15 protein-coding genes are annotated in these 17,577 nt (G+C 48.5%); 9 read left to right on the top strand and 6 right to left on the bottom strand.

From position 1 onward, the window contains the following. Positions 1–53: 53 nt before the first annotated feature. Positions 54–731 carry a hypothetical protein gene (locus tag ACFSRY_RS15160; protein WP_377509480.1) on the bottom strand — a complete coding sequence of 226 codons (678 nt, stop codon included), beginning with the start codon at positions 729–731 and terminating at the stop codon, positions 54–56. A 420-nt stretch (positions 732–1,151) separates the two neighbouring features. Between ACFSRY_RS15160 and ACFSRY_RS15155 the strand changes: the two genes are divergently transcribed. Both ACFSRY_RS15155 and ACFSRY_RS15150 read left to right on the top strand, forming a co-directional pair. Then, positions 1,152–1,784, top strand: a complete 633-nt coding sequence (locus tag ACFSRY_RS15155; protein ID WP_377509477.1) for a hypothetical protein — start codon at positions 1,152–1,154, stop codon at positions 1,782–1,784. A 151-nt stretch (positions 1,785–1,935) separates the two neighbouring features. After that, positions 1,936–3,354: a hypothetical protein gene (locus ACFSRY_RS15150; RefSeq protein WP_377509474.1), complete on the top strand. Its 1,419-nt coding sequence runs from the start codon at positions 1,936–1,938 to the stop codon at positions 3,352–3,354. Positions 3,355–3,451: 97 nt separating this feature from the next. Here ACFSRY_RS15150 and ACFSRY_RS15145 read toward each other — a convergent pair whose 3' ends face one another. Then, entirely contained in the window at positions 3,452–3,985 is a 534-nt protein-coding gene (locus ACFSRY_RS15145; protein ID WP_377509471.1) for a YceI family protein, read from the bottom strand. Positions 3,986–4,072: 87 nt separating this feature from the next. Next, a complete protein-coding gene (locus tag ACFSRY_RS15140) occupies positions 4,073–4,675 on the bottom strand; it encodes a TetR/AcrR family transcriptional regulator (protein WP_377509468.1) in 603 nt (200 codons plus the stop codon). Positions 4,676–4,939: 264 nt separating this feature from the next. On the opposite strand from ACFSRY_RS15140, the gene ACFSRY_RS15135 reads away from it, so the two are divergent. The 3 genes from ACFSRY_RS15135 to ACFSRY_RS15125 all read left to right on the top strand — a co-directional run bounded on the left by ACFSRY_RS15135 (position 4,940) and on the right by ACFSRY_RS15125 (position 9,720). After that, the gene (locus ACFSRY_RS15135) at positions 4,940–5,491 is read left to right on the top strand and encodes a transposase (protein WP_377509465.1); all 552 of its coding nucleotides are present in this window, start codon (positions 4,940–4,942) and stop codon (positions 5,489–5,491) included. A gap of 348 nt (positions 5,492–5,839) precedes the next feature. After that, positions 5,840–9,331, top strand: coding sequence for a class I SAM-dependent DNA methyltransferase (locus tag ACFSRY_RS15130; RefSeq protein WP_377509462.1), 3,492 nt, complete (start codon positions 5,840–5,842; stop codon positions 9,329–9,331). Positions 9,332–9,348: 17 nt separating this feature from the next. Next, complete coding sequence (locus ACFSRY_RS15125) at positions 9,349–9,720, top strand: hypothetical protein (RefSeq protein WP_377509459.1); 372 nt, start codon at positions 9,349–9,351, stop codon at positions 9,718–9,720. A 322-nt stretch (positions 9,721–10,042) separates the two neighbouring features. Here the strand turns inward: ACFSRY_RS15125 and ACFSRY_RS15120 are convergent, their stop codons facing one another. Then, positions 10,043–10,309 (bottom strand): hypothetical protein, encoded by a 267-nt coding sequence (locus tag ACFSRY_RS15120; RefSeq protein ID WP_377509456.1) that lies wholly within the window; start codon positions 10,307–10,309, stop codon positions 10,043–10,045. Between the two features lie 408 nt (positions 10,310–10,717). Here ACFSRY_RS15120 and ACFSRY_RS15115 point away from each other — a divergent pair, with 408 nt between their 5' ends. Beyond that, on the top strand, positions 10,718–11,104 hold the full coding sequence (locus tag ACFSRY_RS15115; protein ID WP_377509453.1) for a hypothetical protein: 387 nt from the start codon (positions 10,718–10,720) through the stop codon (positions 11,102–11,104). Between the two features lie 432 nt (positions 11,105–11,536). Here ACFSRY_RS15115 and ACFSRY_RS15110 read toward each other — a convergent pair whose 3' ends face one another. After that, positions 11,537–12,067, bottom strand: coding sequence for a hypothetical protein (locus ACFSRY_RS15110; protein WP_377509450.1), 531 nt, complete (start codon positions 12,065–12,067; stop codon positions 11,537–11,539). A 212-nt stretch (positions 12,068–12,279) separates the two neighbouring features. On the opposite strand from ACFSRY_RS15110, the gene ACFSRY_RS15105 reads away from it, so the two are divergent. From ACFSRY_RS15105 to ACFSRY_RS15095, 3 genes are all read left to right on the top strand, one after another. Beyond that, positions 12,280–13,281 (top strand): endonuclease/exonuclease/phosphatase family protein, encoded by a 1,002-nt coding sequence (locus ACFSRY_RS15105; RefSeq protein ID WP_377509447.1) that lies wholly within the window; start codon positions 12,280–12,282, stop codon positions 13,279–13,281. Between the two features lie 154 nt (positions 13,282–13,435). Continuing rightward, positions 13,436–14,794, top strand: coding sequence for a M24 family metallopeptidase (locus ACFSRY_RS15100; RefSeq protein WP_377509444.1), 1,359 nt, complete (start codon positions 13,436–13,438; stop codon positions 14,792–14,794). A 151-nt stretch (positions 14,795–14,945) separates the two neighbouring features. Further along, positions 14,946–15,860, top strand: a complete 915-nt coding sequence (locus tag ACFSRY_RS15095) for a DUF808 domain-containing protein (protein WP_377509441.1) — start codon at positions 14,946–14,948, stop codon at positions 15,858–15,860. 189 nt (positions 15,861–16,049) lie between these two features. Here ACFSRY_RS15095 and ACFSRY_RS15090 read toward each other — a convergent pair whose 3' ends face one another. Then, positions 16,050–16,958: a hypothetical protein gene (locus ACFSRY_RS15090; RefSeq protein WP_377509438.1), complete on the bottom strand. Its 909-nt coding sequence runs from the start codon at positions 16,956–16,958 to the stop codon at positions 16,050–16,052. Between the last annotated feature and the right edge of the window lie 619 nt (positions 16,959–17,577).

The raw sequence follows: 17,577 nt of genomic DNA, 5'->3' as shown, positions 1-17,577 counted from the left end.
TAACGCATTGTAAAGACAGGAGCACGATAAATCACTCAAGTCTTGATGCTGTATTAATCTATAGCTCCGCAGGCAACAGGCAGTGTTACATGAGCAGGTACGTCAGGAAGAGACTGTACACTTGCAGGCAAACTGGCATCTGACCCTACTCCATGTATAAAGATAACATGTCTTGTCAAATCTATATCCATACCAAACTTCTCTTTATAGGCTGAAGAAAGCTCATTCAGATTTACTGTTTTCTGATAGCTAAGCTTTCCTTCATTATCAGTGGTTGGATAGGTATCAGTTTTAATCTCCATATTCACAGGATTATCATGAAGCGGGATCATTGTTATACCGGCACTTTGCCTTGTCTCGATCAGATCGATTATACCATCCTTATTCGTATCTGCTTCCATGCCAGGAGGGCAACTTGCATCTGCGGGGGTTTCAAAGCTATGGAGATGTTGCAGGTGCATGGTGTTTGGCTCTAAACCTTCGGCATTAACTGTAATTAACAGGAGGCTGTCCCGTACTTCGAACCTTGCAGTACCGGAGACATCCCGCCCATCATTGGCCTCACTGTTCAGGCTACTAAGGTTCACATCGTAAACCATTCCCTCTCCTTCTGTGGCTGTAGTTTCAACAGTCTGTCCCTCTACCACCCCGCCTTCCTGCATTGCCTGTTGATTACAGGAAAAAAGAAAACCGGAGAGCACTGAAATCAGCAAACAAGTACTTGCAAACATTTTGGCCATAGGACTTTTTCCTTAAAAATTTAAAGTATTTATAAAACATAACGTTCATAATACCAATTTGTTCTAAAATCATCTCGTGTAATCTGTGCTGCTGTTTCAGCTTCCTGATCACTGATCTTAAAACTTAAGTTCTCATCTATTGCCTTACCGCTTCTTAGGTTTACAGATGTTATTTCTACTGGCGGCTACTTCAGGCTGGGCATCCATCTGCAACCTTAAAGGCCTGCTTAGCCACAGGTAAAGGAAACAGTTGAAAATGTTGAACCAGGAATACGATGCGGCAATATTCCCTTTGAAAATCAGCAACTTAACTACTAATAAACTACCTCCGCTTAACTTTATCTCAACAAACCGACAGATACGGGGGGTGAACGTATAAATAATTAGATGTAAAAACCAAAGAAAACTATCATGGAAGACAAGGACGACGTGAAAAGAAACAGAAAGTCTTTATGGCTATGGATTGTGGGCATATTAGTTATAGCGGGTATTGTGTGGTGGATTGTTGCTGACGGAGAGGAACAAGTAATTGCTTATGACGCACCAGAGACAGGTCAGGTTCAGGAAACCGTTGGTGGTAGTGCATCTGCGGTTTTGAGGGCGTACGTTCAGTTTGCGGAAGAAATGCCAGCCAAGCCAGACTTTAACATGAACCATGATTATATAAATGAAGGTATCCTTAAACTGCAGAACGCTTTGCAAGTTCTTGTAAGGGAGAAAACAGACTTGGGTGCTGAACTTCAGGATGAAATGGAGGCGCTTGAAAGTACTGCAAACGAGCTGCAGAAAAATCCTGAATCCTTGCGACATGCAGAACTCACACAGCAAGCGTTTGTTCGATCTGCCAGGATACTGCAACTGGTACAGGAGGATGGAGAAGAGGACTTAGTGAACAAAGTGATGGCCGCTGCTAACGACATAAAAGCACAGGTGCCCACACTAGACCAGAAAACGGAGATCCTACAGTTCTTCAGGATATCGGCTCAAGCAATTGCGCAAATGAGTGATGAAGTTGAAAGTGAGGAAGGTCCTGCAAGCCTTTGATAAATCTTGAAAACCGGCGTCATTTAAAGTCTCCTTTTACGGGTAAGAAAGCTTCAGCTCCGGTGGCTTAAAACCGAAAGAGATTTGATAGAGTATAGTGCAGTATCAATTAGAAATTAAGTGCCTGCATGTATTCTTAAATACTCTTCGAATGCTCTCTTCACTACTACGCCACTTCCATAACCGCACTCCCTGGTTTACCGCCAACTTCGACTCCTGCTCCGCCCTGGCAAAAGCATTGGGAAACTACCTGCACGGTCATGCTTTTGCAGGAGTCGGCGAGACTCCAAACAGTGAATTACTTGCCGAAGTGATTAACCTGATGCCGTGGGAGCTTCAGAAGTCAGTCTACGTAAAGGGAAGCTCTAAAGAAGCCGTTTCCCCGGATAAGCTCGGGGAAGTTAATGCGGAGGAATTCTCTGAATGGGTCACAGGCCTTTACCCTGCTAAAAAGTACCCTGTCATACTGATCGGGTCATCCAATGGCGCGGCTGTGCATATGGCTGCGGCAATGGGAATCCCCTGGCTGCCACAGACTTTTATGATTCCTGTAGAGGCACCTGATCACTTGTCTGTAGATGACCCCATTGAGCGGATGGAGTGGGCTGTGGAGCCTGCACGTCAATTACTCTCCGCTAACCCGGACCTGCAGCTACACCACATGATGGACCCAAACCAGGACAGACCCATGCTGAATGCCATCTCCTACTTCCGGGTTAAGCGTTTGCAGTTAGGCGCCGCTTATGAAGAATTTATTACCAATAACCTGGAAAAAGGTAGCACACTCCTCCTGTTGGATTGCCGCAAAAGCTGGCCCATTACCAAGGTAGATACCCGCCATTACTTTCAGTTCGGAGGTTTAGGAGGAATCACACCGGAAGGATACCATCAGGGCAGTGAAGAAATAAGTGAGTTTCTCAGGCGTAATGAATCGGATGTGGAGAAGTGGACTGCACCGAAGCCTGACGGAACAGGACCGGAGTCAGAGTGGGGATTTGAACCAACCCTGGGAGAGGACATTACCCGTTTCGCTCAGGAGAACGGATACCAGGTGCAGCGCATCGTTTATGAAGAGCCAGAGGACCTGAGTCCTTTCGTGGCAGACCTGTACCACTGGTGGTATGAACAACGAAGTATGGCAGCAAAAACACTGATAGCTGATATGTTCTTCCTGCTGGAGCCCTACTGGACCATCCGCACCGGCTCCGTACCCTTCTGGCTTGCCTTCAACTCCAAATCATCTGTAAACCGCCTGAAAGAATACCTGCGCAAAACAGCCCCGTATGAAAATGTTTACATACTTCCGTTCTCGAATGGCGTCAAAGCCGTGGGCCTGGCCACATTGGAAGACATGAAATCCGCACTAAGTTACGCACGTAATACAGGAGACTTTATCGGCTTTGATCCATCCCTTTATCCCTTCGACTTTGGCATTTACGCCAGGTACCAGAAAGAGATGGAGGAACGGTTACCGCTGCGGTATGATATGGAACCGTCTCTGACGCTGGTGCAATTGCTAGCCTTTGCAGATCAGACCAAAAGTGAATACCAGGTAAAAATTGTCAGCTAGCGAATATCCAGACAGGCAGTTTGTAAAGGGCCAGCCTGTAAAACAGAAGAGGCTGTTCCGCTAAGGAACAGCCTCTTCTGTTTTAAATAAAGGAAGTTTAGGCCTGCTTTACAAGCTGTACTTCGCCCTGTATCTTCAGTTCTTCGCCCAGCATCACGCCTCCGGTCTCAAGAGCTGCATTGTAGTTAATGCCCCAATCCTTGCGGTTGATCTTGCCGTTGATAGAGAAGCCTGCTTTTACGTTGCCCCACGGGTCTGTAGCGATACCATTGTGCTCCACAGAAAGCTTCACGGGCTTGGTAGTATCTTTAATGGTCAGGTCGCCGAACAGGTTGAACGTATCCTCATCCACCCGCTCTACCTTGGTAGACACGAAACGCATGTTCGGGTGCGCTCCTACCTCGAAGAAATCTGCATTGCGCAGGTGCTCATCACGCTGCTCGTTATTGGTATTGATAGAGGCTACGTCAATATCTGCCACTACTTTTGCATCTGAAAAACTATCGCCTTCCGTAACAGCCTCCGCTTCGAACTTGGAGAATTTACCTGTCACGTTTGAGATCATCAGGTGCTTTATCTTAAATCCTAGTTCACTGTGCGAAAGGTCCAAAGACCATTTAGTTGTTGCCATAATCGTATTTGAAAAAATTTACTGTTTTATAATTATATTAATGATGTTATAATACCTAACACTGTTAAGTAAAAAGGCAAAAAAATATTATGCTCTCATGCCTGAAACAAAGCCGCGGATAAAGTCCTTCAGCACCATCTGGTTCAGCTCTTCTTTGCTTTCGCCGGTGCCCATCATGTTAATAGAGATCAGTCCGTGGAGCATTGACCAGAAGGTATGCAGTTTCAGAAACGGGTCAGTTTCCGGAGCCTTACTGGCAGCTATCATCTCCTTTACCGGTTGCAGGATCAGTTCGCTGAAAGTGCTGAGCTCGCTTATCTGGTTTACTGTTTCGCAGGAGGGGATCCCCAGCCCGTACATTACCTGGTAATAGGCTTCGTTCTCAAAGGCAAAGCGCCAGTAAGCATAGGCCATGGCCTCTATCTGCTCCTCCGGGCTGCCAGCCCCTTCTTTGGCTTTTACCAGCGCCTCGTTCAGCTTTCGGAATCCCTGCTTTGTCAGTTCCAGCAGTATCGCCTCTTTGTTAGCAAAATGGTCGTAGATCACGGGCACGCTGTACTCTATCGCCTCCGCAATCTTTCGGATAGAAAGCGCCTGCCACCCATCCTGCACTACCAGTTGCCAGGCAGCCTCCAGGATAGAGGCTCTTATCTCTTCTTTATGCCGTTGCTTTCTTTCCGCTATTCCCATTTTATCTCTGTTATTTTACCTAACAGTGTTAGCAAAGGTATAAGTTCAGTTTGATTTATCAAAATATTGCATTCAGGTAGGTCTTAGGGCAAGCCTCCCTGGCAACCAGTGCGAATCCTGATCAGGACAAATGTTGCTTGTGCACGAATGGACAACAGGTTGATCGGGAACGATTCGGACAGGTTGATTCTGACAATTTTATTCGTGCACGATTCGGACAGGTCGCGACCTGTCCGAATCTACGAAAGGTCGTATACCTGCTTTATGGCTTTACCGGACAGGAAACGTAACAGGATGCTAGGGTACGATTACAGCCGCGAAGGCTTGTACTTTGTTACCTCCTGCGTGCAGGGCAGAGCCTGCGTGTTCGGGCATGTTGCTGAGGAGGAGATGGTACTGAACAAGTATGGACAAATAGCAACGCAGCAGTGGCATTGGCTGGCAGCGCAGTACCCGTACCTGGTGTTACACGCTTTCGTGGTGATGCCGAACCATGTGCATGGCATCATTGAAATAGATCAGAATCTTGTAGTGCGGACAGGTCGCGACCTGTCCGCACAATTGCCCGTCGATGAAACAGGAACAGAAAAAGAATCATCACGCACAAAAGTCAAATCCATTTCCGAACTGATGGGAGCTTATAAGGCAACCACCTCCAAGCAGATCAGGTTGGCCGGCCTTGCCGATTTCGCATGGCAGCGTTCCTTTCACGACCACATCATCCGACACGAAAGAGCATACCGTCACATCGAGCAATACATCCAGAACAACCCCGCCCTATGGAAAGACGATGTGTTTCATCACCCCCTTTCGTAGGGACAGGTCGCGACCTGTCCGCACATTCCCCAGACCTGTCCCCACAAAGGCCTGTCCATGAAAAAGGAAGCATGAGACCAGAAAAGCTTTTGCAATCGAACATCCTGTGAATCCTGATTCTAACGATTTTATTCGTGAACGATTCGGATATATTTCCTGTGCACGATTTGGATATATTTCCTGTGCACGATTCGGATAAATTTCCTGTGCACGATTCGGATAAATTTCCTGTGCACGATTCGGACAGGTCGCGACCTGTCCCTACGAGTATTAATTTTCTCCTATACTTTCTCCCTGAATTTTGCTAAACTGCAACAGCAAAACCATATACTTCAACCGGAAACAAACATGCCCCATACCCCTACCCCTGCCGTTGCCCACTTCATCACCCGCTGGAAAGCCTCCGGCGCTTCGGAACGTGCTAACTACCAGCTGTTTTTAACAGAGCTGTGCGAACTGCTGGGTGTGGAGAAACCGCAACCGGCCACCGACAAGGTGCATGAGGCAAGCTATACTTTTGAGCGGCCTGTGGTGTTTGATGATGGCGAGGGAAAAACCAGCACCAACTTTATTGACCTTTACAAGAAAGACTGCTTTGTGCTGGAGGCAAAGCAAGGCGCTGACAAGGCAAGTATAAGCGAGGCGGAATTACTGGGTGCAGAACGGGCAAAAATCAAAACCGGCACCGCCACCCGCGATACCCGCACCTGGGACCGCGAAATGAAGAAGGCCAAGGAACAGGCCCTGCGTTACGCCCGCTCGTTGCCGACCACCGAAGGCTGGCCACCGTTTCTGGCCGTGGTAGATGTGGGTTATTGCATTGACCTGTATGCCGACTTTGCGCGGCAGGGAAAGACCTACGTGCCGTTCCCGGACCCGCAGAACTATAGAATTACCTTAGAAGAACTGCACCGCGAGGAAGTGCGCGAGCGCCTGCGTTTGCTCTTCACCGACCCGCTGGAGCTGGACCCGAGCCGCCGTGCTGCCCGTGTAACGCGTGCACTGGCCGAACGGCTGGCAAAGCTTGCTGCCTCTCTAGAGCAGTCCGGCTATACCCCGGAGCAGGTATCGGGTTTTCTGATGCGCTGTTTGTTTACCATGTTTGCCGAAGACGTGCAGCTGCTGCCCGAAAAATCGTTTACTAAACTACTGCAGGACTACCGCCAAAGTATAACCTACTTCCCCGATGCGTTGCAGGCGCTCTGGCAAAGTATGGACAAGGGCGGTTTTGACCCGGCACTGCGCACGGTTATCCCGCAGTTTAACGGCTATTTGTTTAAAGACCCCGAGGCGCTGCCCATTACCGAGGCGCAACTGGACTTGCTTATACTTGCCGCCGAGGCCGACTGGGCCGACGTGGAGCCTGCCATTTTTGGTACGCTGCTGGAGCGGGCTTTGCAGCCGCGCGAGCGCCACAAGCTGGGTGCCCACTACACGCCCCGCGCCTACGTGGAGCGTTTGGTAATGCCCACCGTTATTGAGCCGCTGCGCGAAGAGTGGGAAGCCGCCCGCACCGCCTCGGCCATATTGGAAGACAGCGGCGACGAAGCCGGAGCCCGCAAAGAGATCGAGAACTTCCACCGCCGTTTGTGCTCGGTGCGCGTGCTTGACCCGGCCTGCGGCAGCGGCAACTTTTTGTACGTTACCCTGGAGCACCTCAAAAGGCTGGAGGGCGAAGTAACCGAATACCTCGACCATTTCCCGGGGCAGAAAACGCTCGACATGACGGGCGGCTATACCGTAACGCCGGCGCAGCTGCTGGGCCTGGAGGTAAACCCTCGGGCAGCGGCCATCGCCGACGTGGTGCTCTGGATCGGGTATTTGCAATGGCACTTCAGGGCGCACGGCTCGGCCACCCGCCTGAGCAACCCTATTTTGCGCGAGTACGGCAACATAAAGCAGCAGGACGCGGTGCTGAGCTACTCCGAACGCAAACCGCGCCTCGACAGCAACAACCAGCCCGTTACCCGCTGGGACGGCCACAGCACCAAAACGCACCCGGTTACCAGACAGGAAGTGCCCGACGAAACCGCCCGAACTATAGTTTACGATTACCTCGACCCCAAACCCGCCACCTGGCCCGAAGCCGATTTTATAGTTGGCAACCCACCGTTTATTGGCCCTGCCCGTATGCGCGAGGCTTTGGGAGATGGCTATACCGAAGCACTCCGCAAAGTATACAAAGGCGCTGTGCCGGAGAGTGCAGACTTCGTGATGTTCTGGTGGTATAAAGCTGCTGAGATTGTTCGTGCAGGCAAGGCAGAACGCTTCGGCTTCATCACCACCAATAGTATAAAACAGACCTTTAACCGCCGTGTGATTGAAGCGCAGATGGAAGCTAACCCAAAGCTTTCTATCACCCTTGCTATACCTGACCACCCGTGGGTAGATAGTGCTGACGGTGCCGCTGTAGAAATCGCTATGAGCGTTGCAGAGAAAGGAGAAATTATAGGTAGGATATTATCTGTGGTTTCAGAAAGTAAAACTGATGGACTTGAAGTGCAGGTTACTTTCTCTGAAAAAGATGGAAAAGTACATCCTGATTTAACTATAGGCGCAGAGGTAAGCAAAACTGTTGCTCTAAAATCAAATGAAAGTATAAGTAGTATGGGTGTAAAGCTTCATGGACTTGGATTTGTATTGGAACCAGATGAAGCAAGAAATATAATTAAACTAAATTCTAAGGCTCAAGAGGTAATAAGACCATACTTAACAAGCAGGGATTTAGCTCAAGGAGTAAAAGAAAAGTATGTAATCGATTTATTTGGTCTTGATGAAAAAGATGTACTTCGGGAATATCCCGAAGTATACCAACTTGTTTCTCTTAGAGTTAAACCTGAAAGATTAGCAAAAGCCGCAAATTCAAAGGATGCAGAAAAATATGCTAAAGAGTGGTGGTTATATGGAAAAACTCGACCTCAATTAAGGCAGACTATTAAGGGTTTAGCTAAATTTATAGCTACATCTAGAACAGCAAAACATAGAGTATTTCAGCTGCTAAGTTCAATCAATCAAATAGAAAGTGAAGTAGTAGTTATAGGTATAGATGACACCTATCATTTGGGTGTACTTTCATCAGACATTCATAAAAGATGGGCACTAGCAGCGGGTAGCGATTTAGGTGGAAATACCCCTAGGTATAATAACTCTGTTTGCTTCGACCCCTTCCCCTTCCCTGCCGCCACCGAAGCGCAGCAGGAGCAGATCCGAAGTATAGCCGAGCAGCTGGACGCGCACCGCAAGCAGCGGCAGGCGCAGCACGCCACGCTCACCATCACCGATATGTATAACGTGCTGGAGAAACTGCGGTCGGGCGAGGCGCTTACTCCCAAAGAACAGAAAACCCACGAGCAGGGCCTGGTAAGTATACTGCTGCAGCTGCACCAGGAGCTGGATGCCGCCGTAGCCGCTGCCTATGGCTGGCCCGCCAACCTGCCCGAAGAAGAGATACTCGAGCGCCTGGTTGCGCTTAACAAGGAGCGCGCCGCCGAAGAAGCACGCGGCCACATCCGCTGGCTCCGCCCCGCTTACCAGAACCCGCAAGGCACCCAGCAAGGCGAGCTGGGTATGGAAAGCAAGAAACGTGTAGGGACAGGTCGCGACCTGTCCGTAAAGGAACAACTGGCCTGGCCTAAAAACCTGTCGGAGCAGGCGCAGGCCGTGCAACGTGCCCTGCAACTGCACGAGCGCCCCGCCACCGCGCAGGAGCTGCTGCAGCAGTTCAAGCCTGTTACCAAAACCCAGCAACCCCAGCGCCTCCAGCAGATCGACAGCCTGCTGCAAACGCTTCATGGGTTGGGTTTGCTACGCAAAACCGAGAAAGAACAGTATGTTAAATAAACCTTAAAACTTGCACTATGAAAAAAGCCATCTTACTGATTTCTATTGCCTTTGGGTTAGGCCTGTCGGCACAGGCTCAGGAACAAACTGCCAGTCAAGAGTTACTGCAGCCGTCCTCCGGCGAAGTTTACGAGTACATTACTGTGTATGTAGCTCATAAGCAGCGCATCAAAGGCTGGAACGCCTGGGTAAGAGATAACAGGAATCCGTATGCAGAAGCCGTTCCTATCAACGACGAAACAAACGAGCTCCAGAAATTTAGCTCACCCTACGATGTCATCAATTACCTGGGCAGCCTGGGCTGGGAGTTTGCTGCTTTCACACCAAGCCTCAACGGACAATTCTCCTGGCAGGATTTTATGATGAAGCGGAAGAAAGTAAAGGCTTAAGGTTTGTCCAGCAGTACCGGGTCCAACCACCCCTGCCTCTCCTTGTCAAAGGAGGGGAGTCTGCTACTACTGCTTCTGCTGTCTTTAGAACAGCAACAGTTTTCATGTTGTCATCTTGTAAAGATCTTGTGTGAAGGGAGGTTAAGCAACAGCAATGGAACCTCTAATAAAGCTAAGGCAATGCCAGATTCCCCTCCTTAGACTAGTGAGAACGAGAGTTTGAAACTAGCGAGCGTAGCTCTGAGGGGCAGGGGTGGTTGAACCCGGTACTGCTAAAACCAGCAGGAGCAGTGGATCCGACATTCCTTGCGTCTACCCGCTGTTATTCAGAAAGTTGTTCGATGATCTTACGTTTAACGCCGCGCTCTATTTCGCGCTCCACATTTATAGTGTCAGCCGCACCGATCTTTGTAGCCAGCGAATCTATACCGGTGTGTCGTTTAAGCTCTTTGTTTGCGGTCTGGTGCAGCGAATCAATGGCCATATTAGCACCAGATTCCACTGCGTTGTAAAGGGTGTCCTGCAGGTTATTTTCTGTGGAGCAGGCTGTAGCACTTAAGGCTATGGCTACATAAAGTAATTTCTTCATTCTTGTAAATAATTAGACGTGGCTAAGATACTACTATAACTACAGGAACCATACCAACTTCTATCAAAAGGCTGTGATCAGCAGCTTAAATCTACCTAACGTTGAGGCAGCGACTTTTAACCCGGGCACAAGGTACCGCATGCAAAAGCGTATGTTTTAAAGCAGATCAACAACACAACATAAAACAGACTTCCGTTACTCCTTAAACTCCTCCCTTAAAATTTTCCTGTGCGCGTAGAAAAGTCCTACAGAGCCATCTTTCAAAAATCTCTTTTCAAACCCTCAGCACAAATATAGTATTGGCCTAATATTTGCAGCTTCTCCCGTGGCTGCAGTTTACTTCTGGCTTACCGATCAGTAAAAAGCACCTGTGCCTCATTATCATTCATCACACCTAAGCAAAACAACATGAAAAAAGCACTTTTACTACTTGTTATCCCCTTCGGCCTCAGCTTGTCAGCAAGCGCGCAAACACAACCGAACCCTGAGTATTACCAGCCAACAAAGCTACAGGAGGCACCCGGTTCACAGGCTGAAGAGTATGTTCAGGTTCTCTTAACTCCTACGGATTGGGGCAAAAGCTACAAAGTTCGCCTCGAGTTTGGTGACAGGATCGTTTCCATAAACCAGTACCTGAAAACCGACGCAAAAGAAGAAAGATCATTCCCCACTACTGTAGCTGTCATGAACCTCATGAATGAGCAGGGCTGGGAGTTTCTTAATTTTATTCCGGATACCGATGGAAAGTTTGATTACAGACGCTTCCTGATGAAGCGGAAGATTGTAAAGGCGTAAGTTGATGCTGTAGTACCGGGTCCAACTGCCCCTCCGAGCTATGCTCGCTAGTTTCGAACTCTCGTTCTCACTAGTTTAGGTAGGGAAGTTTTTTACTTACTTAAGTTACTGCTAATTTTCTGTTACACGGATTCTAGTTGTTACTGCCGTTGTTGGTGCTTTACTAACAACAAAAAGTGATTACCCCGACTAAACTACTGCTGGTGAAAACACCAACACTAGTAAGAAAAAGCAGTTCTCCTATGCACCTATCCTGTACTGGACCTAATAGATAATTTTACAGCATAAAGAAGCCGCTCCATTTTATGTGGAGCGGCTTCTCAATCTCACAGGTCAGCAGCACAATCCAGCCAGCAAGAAAGGCTCTTTTAGTAGCGTACATTCCTGCTCGAAAGCTGCCTTAGTTCTTCTCAGGATCTGATTTTATCCTGCTTAATAACCGCCGGAGTAGTATCCCTGATCGTAGTCCATGCCGCTGCGGCCCCGCGAGTTCCGGGTGTTGTAACGGTCAGAAGTGCTGTCGTAGTCAGGCGCGCCGTAAACCTGGAGTATATCACCCAGGCCGCGTCTTTCTCTGTTGTTGCGCATCTGGTATTCCTGGTCGTTGTTGCTGTAGCCTCCAGAGCCACTCCAGTCTCTGCGGGCATCGTAGCGGGTGTACCTGTCGTCTTCGTCGCGGTCACGGTAATTATTACGGAAGCGGTCGCGGTCCTGGTAGTCTCTGTTGTAGCGGTTGTCGTTTTCGAAACGCTCACGGTACACTCTTTCGAACTTGTTCCGTGTTTCAGGGTCCAGCCTATTGTCTCTGTCTCTGTCGCGGAAACGGTCGTCGCGGTAACGGTCGCCGCGGTCGAAGTCGTAGTAGCGGTTGTGCCTGCCACTGTCACTGTCACGGCCACTGTAGCGGTCGTAATAATCATCGCCGTAGCCTGAGCCGAATCTATCTCTGTTGTATCTTTCCATAGCGTTTCGTTATAGGTTTTTTAGATATATTACTTACCTACTAACGGCAGTGTGGGCTCATGGTTATAGACAAAAGGAACAGCTGCACGGGCTGTGCGGAAAAGAGCTATACTTCAGCCACTCAGCCATCATTCCACCCTCAACAGCTCCAACGTCACTGAAAAAGTCTCTTCCACAACCCAAACCTAATTCTTGCGGTACAAAAGCATACTATGAAAACGGCAAAGAAAATAACCTTCTACATTACCTTAGTTTTAGGCACAGTACTAATACTGGTAACTCTGCTATCACTGCTCTATGACCTGCCGTACTGGTACATCAAGGCACTTGATTTTCCGAGAGAGCAAGTGCTGGCAGGGCTGCTGCTTTGCCTGGTCCTGTTTATTCCTGTTAATAAAGAATGGCGTTTGCCGGCTGTGGCCTTCGCGGTCGGGCTTGTAAGTGCCGTTGTGATACAGTCCACCTATATTCTGCCCTATACCACCCTGGCAGGTAAAGCAGTAGAGTCCTCAGAGCCTTCAGCAGTGCAGGCAGAGCAAAGCTTTAGCCTGATGCTGGCCAACGTCTGGATGAAAAACCGGGAGGCAGAGCAGTTACTGCAAATTGTGCAGCAGGCGGACCCTGACCTGTTGATAGCCATGGAGACAAACCAATGGTGGGTAGACCAGCTAAGCCCGCTCCGCCAGAAGTATGCGCATGTGGTTTCCTACCCCTTAGATAACACTTACGGTATGGTGCTGTACTCAAAATTCCCCCTCAAAAAAACTGAGATCATGTTTCTGAAGCACAAAACCGTCCCCTCTATCCACACCAATGTAGTACTGCCAAACGGAAAGGAGTTTATACTTCACGCTGTACACCCGGTACCCCCCAAGCCCAGCGAACATCCTGATAATGTGGGCGAAGAAGAAGTGGCGCTGCTGAAGGTAGGCAGGATGGTAAACCAGACGGAGATGCCTTCTGTGGTGGCCGGCGACTTTAACGATGTGGCCTGGTCACGTACGTCGCGTATGTTTAACACGGAAAGCAGGCTTCATGATGTGCGGGTGGGCAGAGGTCTCTACAACTCGTTCGGGGCTCAGAACATTCTGTTCCGCTACCCGCTCGACCATGTGTATGTTTCAGAAGAGTTCAGGGTGCTGGAAATGGAGCGACTGCCTAAGTTCGGCTCCGACCATTTTCCTATCCTGGTCAAGCTTCATTTAACTGAATAGTCAGGCTTTAACAATGCGTATTATTTATACTTTGGTGTTTGCGAAAGCTGCAAACACCACAACCCGCTGTTGTTTAAAGTAAAGGTGCGCAGTTTCTCTGGCGCATGTCCGGTATATTTCTATCTTTGTTAGGACAAGCACCTAGGCTACACCCATGAAAAAACTCCTACTCCTTCTGCTGTTCCCCCTGCTCACTTCAGAGCAAGCATCTGCACAACAGATCCCCAACATCCTGCCTCTGCGCGAAAGAGCCGCCGTGGAAGATGCCCTGCTTCAGGAGCGCCTGGACAAGCTCCTCCCCGAGCTTATGCGCCGCGAAGGCATCGATATGTGGGTGATTGTGGCGCGGGAGTACAACGAAGACCCGGTGGCCAAAACCATGCTGCCCGCTACCTGGCTGGCTGCGCGCCGCCGCACCATTATGCTGTTTCACGACAAAGGACCGGGCAAGGGAGTAGAGAAGCTGGCGGTGGCCCGCTACGACATCGGCAATCTGATGAAAGGCGCCTGGGAACCGGAGCAGGAGCCGAACCAGTGGAAGCGGCTGGTGCAGTTAATAGTAGAGCGAAATCCGAAGAAGATCGGCCTTAACTACTCCCCCACCTATGCTCATGCCGACGGCCTCACCAAAGCGGAGTATGATAGCCTGATGCATTACCTGCCCGCAGCTCAGAAAAAAGCCGTTGTATCGGCAGAACGATTGGCCGTGGACTGGCTGCAAACCCGTACAGACCGTGAACTGGAGGTGTATGAGCAGATCAGCCGCATCGGGCACAGCATTATAGCCGAGGGCTTTTCAGAGGAGGTGATACAGCCGGGCGTAACCACCACCGAGGATGTGATGTGGTGGTACCGCGAGCGCATTGCCGACCTGAAGCTGGATGCCTGGTTCCACCCGACCGTAGATGTGCAGCGTGCTAACCCGGGAGCGGGCGATTCGCAGCGTTCGTTTTCGCAGCGCCCTGGCGTGGAAGTGATCCTGCCCGGCGACCTGCTGCACGTGGACCTGGGGGTCACTTACCTTAACCTGAACACTGATGTGCAGCAACTGGCCTATGTACTGAAGCCCGGCGAGGCAGACGCTCCGGCTTATCTGAAAAAAGCCCTTGCCACCGGCAACCGCCTGCAGGATATTCTTACCTCTAAATTTAAAGAAGGGAAAACCGGAAACCAGGTACTGAAGGAGGCGTTGGCGCAGGCGCAGAAAGAGAAGATTGTAGCCAGCATTTACTCCCACCCCATCGGTTACCACGGCCACGGCGCCGGTCCCGCCATTGGCATGTGGGATATGCAGCAGGGCGTGCCCGGCACAGGAGACTACCCGCTGCGCCACAACACAGCCTACGCCATCGAGCTTAACGCCAAGGTAAACCTGCCGGAGTGGAACAATAAAGAAATACGTGTGATGCTGGAGGAGCAGGCCGTACTCACACCAAACGGAGTGCGCTACATCGACGGTCGCCAGAAAGAGCTGCTGCTGATACCCCGCAACACTACCTATCTAAAGCAGTAACCACGGCCAAGCTTTATTTAAACAAAAAGTATCATCTAATTTGCGTTATTTGCCAAACTAAAATTCGATGAATGTAAGTTCGGCTATGAGTGCCGGTACTTTTACATGGTACGAACAGAATAAAACCTTCTTCTTTAACAGTTAAGTAAAAATGGCCACAGGACTCCTCGCGCTTCTGGATGATGTCTCTGCTCTTGTAAAAGCGAGTGCAGCAAGTCTGGATGATGTTCCAGCTCAAGTATCAAAAACAACAGGTAAGGTATCTGGTATTGTCATCGACGACACTGCCGTAACACCAAAATATGTAGTGGGTCTCGACCCCTCCCGGGAGCTTTCGATCATTTACCGGATCGCTAAAAAGTCCCTGATCAACAAGCTGCTTATTTTAAGTCCGGCAGCGTTTCTCCTTGGTTTCTTTGCGCCATGGGCAATCACTCCTATCCTGATGCTGGGCGGTGCCTTCCTGTGTTTTGAAGGTTATGAGAAAGTACATGCTATGTTTAGCAAGCATCACGCCGATGAACATAGCCCAGAGGATCATTTAAAAACGATCACGCCTGAAGAACTGGAGCAGACAAGGGTTAAAAGCGCCGTTCGCACCGATATGATTCTTTCTGCTGAAATCGTTGCCATCACCTACTCTACTGTGGCAGATAACCCGATCACGACCCAAATTGCTGTGATGCTGTTTGTGGCTGTACTTATTACTGTAGTTGTTTACGGGTTCGTAGGCCTGATCGTGAAGGCAGATGACATTGGCCTGCACATGGCACAAGAAAAGAATCACAGGCAAGTAAGGAACATTGGAAAGGGCATTGTTAAGTTTATGCCAGGCTTTTTAAGCTTCCTGGGCTATATCGGGACAGCCGCTATGTTGTGGGTAGGTGCCGAAATTATTGCGCACGGCATTCCTTTTACGAGCCATGCTCTGCATAACCTGGAAGTGGCCCTGGCCGATGTGCCTGCTTTAGCGTGGTTGGCAAAGGTTGTGGTAAGCGCTTTGGGAGGATTGATCCTGGGGTTCCTGATTGAAAAAGTTGTAGTACTTGTACGGAGGATGTTTTAGGTACCAGACCATTCCAGAAAATATAATTGTTGAATTTATACAAAGGCCCTTCAGTATGTTCTGAAGGGCCTTTGTAATTTAGTTCGGATATGTAAAGAGGCTTTTATCTTTTTGAGTTCATTTAGCTTGTCAGAGGATCACGATCAACTTTATAACATATTACAAGGGAAAACAATGAGCTCCAGCATGCTAGCTAAAAAGAATATAGGTAAAGTACTTCTCCTCATACTCATCTCTGCTTAACGTAGCATCCTGGTTGTGATCCCAGCGGCTAAAGAAGCCGCCTCCAAGCTCTTCTGAGCTTAGTGAGTTGTTTTTATCCTCATCCCATTCAGTGAAGAAGTTTAGCTTTTCCATACCTTTATTAAATTCAGAATCGCCCAGCTTCCCGTCACCATCCATATCCCAGGCTGCCCAAACCTGGTCTTTCACATTAAAATCTGCAGCGAACTTTTTCCATTCAGTTTCTGAAACTTTTTTATCAAAGTCCTTATCTACCATAACCAACAAAGCTAAGTTAAGCGCAGCTTTAGGATCACCTGGAATGGTGTACCCCATCCAGTCCAAATAACCATAGATATTTACATTGCTAAAGGTTTTTATAAACTCAGATTTGTTTAGGTTCGGTGCATGTATAGTCACATTAACAAAGCCCTTTGTAATATTCTGTCCTTTATCTTCTGCCTCCACTATTACTGTATAGGCAGCTGTGCTGGCACTCTTTGGCAGCTTTAAATCTTCTCTTGTTAAAGATATAGTAAAGTCCAGCTTATTTTTATATTCTTCAGGAACATCAAAATTGGAAAGCAGAACTTGGTTACTGCCATCAGGATCGGTTCGGATAACCCGCACCACCTCCAATTCCCTGTCATCAGAAACGAAAACCCTTACAGAAATGTACTCAATCACAAGAATAGTAGCATCAGCCGTCGGTGAGACGATACTAATTATAGGGTTAGTTGTGTCAGGCCCTGGTGGATGAGGAACAATAACAGGTGGCACATGCAGTGGATTTGATCTTGGGTTAACTTCATCATCATCACATGATACTAAGCATAAAGCTAACAGTAGCAGGAGATGTATATAATTCTTATTCATAGCAGTAGAATAAAAACTAAGGAAAGCACCCGCACAAACAGCAGCCAAAGCTGACTGCCGTTACTTCAATAGTGAAATAGAAGGAGGAATTCTCATGAAGGCTTCGCTTGCCCTAGAGTAAGGTTATGATTTTGCTCGCAGATCAGGTATCCTAAACGGATAAGAATTTTGAATGACTCAAAATTGATTCGGAGTTTGTACTGTTTTTATCTTTTGTGCCATCAATCCAGAATGGCCGCATAGTCTCTCTTCAACTGTGATTACATCCAGTTTACATTATCTATTTATACGAGATTCCGTAAACTGTCATATTATTAGGATGAGTACATAGCCTTCTTTTCTTTGTGAATGCACCATCAGAAGGGCTAATTATTATTTTATTCTGAGGGAACACACGAAGCCGCAACTTATTGATATAAAACCGTTTAAAACCAATCTGTTCCTTGTTACAGTATTCTCACCCTTATATTTTCCTGCCAGAATCAACTTTCGCACACCGGTACCATTACTCTTACTTCTGCAGGACAACAAGCCAATAAAAGAATAGAAAAAGGTATATAACTACTGGACCACCCCTCGTTAAGGTTAACAGGTACCAGGGAAGAATTTGCTTTAAATA

Source organism: Pontibacter locisalis, assembly GCF_042684605.1.
In the GTDB taxonomy this organism is placed as follows: domain Bacteria; phylum Bacteroidota; class Bacteroidia; order Cytophagales; family Hymenobacteraceae; genus Pontibacter; species Pontibacter locisalis.
Note: the sequence above shows the minus strand (reverse complement) of the source record. Positions and strands in the feature narration are given on the sequence as shown.